This window comes from Endozoicomonas sp. SESOKO1 (genome assembly GCF_024606265.1).
In the GTDB taxonomy this organism is placed as follows: Bacteria; Pseudomonadota; Gammaproteobacteria; order Pseudomonadales; family Endozoicomonadaceae; genus Endozoicomonas.
In genome coordinates this window covers 1-1,540 of sequence record NZ_JAHHPP010000060.1, presented here as the reverse complement: position 1 = coordinate 1,540, position 1,540 = coordinate 1, and the positions used below count along the sequence as shown (strand labels likewise).

The 1,540-nt window shown below is 46.8% G+C and carries 2 protein-coding genes; both read left to right on the top strand.

Features of this window, described 5'->3' with window-relative positions:
- Nucleotides 1-638 precede the first annotated feature (638 nt).
- Nucleotides 639-908, top strand: a complete 270-nt coding sequence (locus KDK13_RS03690; protein ID WP_257283556.1) for a hypothetical protein — start codon at nucleotides 639-641, stop codon at nucleotides 906-908.
- A gap of 218 nt (nucleotides 909-1,126) precedes the next feature.
- Nucleotides 1,127-1,540 (top strand): hypothetical protein (locus KDK13_RS03685; RefSeq protein WP_257283555.1); only part of this gene is annotated, 414 nt, incomplete at its 3' end.

Sequence of the window (1,540 nt, the reverse complement as noted above, 5' to 3'; positions counted from 1 at the left end):
CTCGACCACTAAAGCCTCGACCACTAAAGCCTCGACCACTAAAGCCTCGACCACTGAAGTCCCGACCACTGAAGTCCCGACCACTGAAGTCCCGACCACTGAAACCCCGACCACCGAAGCCCCGACCTTTTTTAGATCAGATGATGAGGAAAAATTGAACGCCCTCTGCAGGAGGCACGACTGCACTTATTATGCAATAAACGCTACATGTTCAGAAAATTACCGGATTAAAACGATATGTTGTGACGCACCCACCCCATATTGGAAGAGCGGGTTTTACGGACGAGACTACATTATCAGCAACGGTAAGATTACACCTCTTAGCTGCGACAATGGTAAATCAGAACTCTGTACCAATCATTCTCCAATGTTCTATAGCTACACTAATATTTTACATAGCAGTTTACATAGACTTGATTCAACTGATCGTTATTGTCAAGACCATGGTTGGGGTAACGCTATTTATAGAATCCGCTAATACCCGTATGCCCTGGTTGCCAAGGCAACCAGCGTGCCGAATCAGGCGGGTTCGGTTTCCAGCCGAAAAATCACAGGCAAACATTAACATCCTCATGTCGATAAGCTGTAAAGGACATTGCATCACCGAAGATAAAAAGACTAAAACGTAGCATAAGCCGATGCTGATGGTCTTTCGCCAGAAGCTGATTGAATTCATTAATGCTTTCTGCCAGATGGGACTAATGACGATTCGACGTAACGGTATAGAAAAAGACGACGTGATTGGTGCCATTACCCACAAGTCTATTGCCACCAATGTCAAAACGGTGATTCTGTCAACGGATAAGGCATATCGGCAGCTGCTGCAGTCGCCACTATACAGCGGGATCATTTCCAGAAAGAAAATTTGGACAGCGTCTCGGTGTACACAGAGTGTGGAATGCCCCTGAAATGTTGCTGAACTGCTGGGGTATGGCGTAGGAAAAGGGCGACTGAGCTACTTAACCGTTTTGACATTTAAATAGGATATTTGAGCCTGAAGCGGAGTCGAAGGATTAACGACAGTAACCGGTCAAAATGTCGTTCCTGCGTGAACTTTTTACTGATCAACTGATCTACAGATAGGGTGTGACACCATCTACCAAGGTTTAAAGTCAGGAACGTTATTATGGATCGAGCAGGTTATTCAAATCTTATTGAGCTTAAGAATTACGGACAGGCTTCACAAAGCGATGCCGAATTGGGTATGAGTCAGGATGAACGAAGTTGTGGAACCAGGGCGTTTAAATGGGTTGTCCGTCACCCTTATTTGGCAACAGCTGCAGCCATTGGGTTAGTCGGGGTTGCGTCTGGTGGCATTTATGGCTTAACCCTTTTAGGTGCAGCAGCTCCTGTTACAACGGCGTTGTCTGGCCGAAGTGTAACCCTTTCAGGTGCAGGAATTCCTGATGTAACGACGCTGTCTGGCCGAAATATAACCATCAATTCCAATACCACCGCAACCACGACCACCAAAGCACCCACTGTCGAAGCCACGACCACCAAAGCACCAACTACCGAAGCCACGACCACCAAAGCACCA

Coding starts and splice junctions, on each gene's coding strand:
- KDK13_RS03690 (WP_257283556.1), top strand. CDS start 639: ATGCTGATGGTCTTTCGCCAGAAGCTGATTGAATTCATTAATGCTTTC.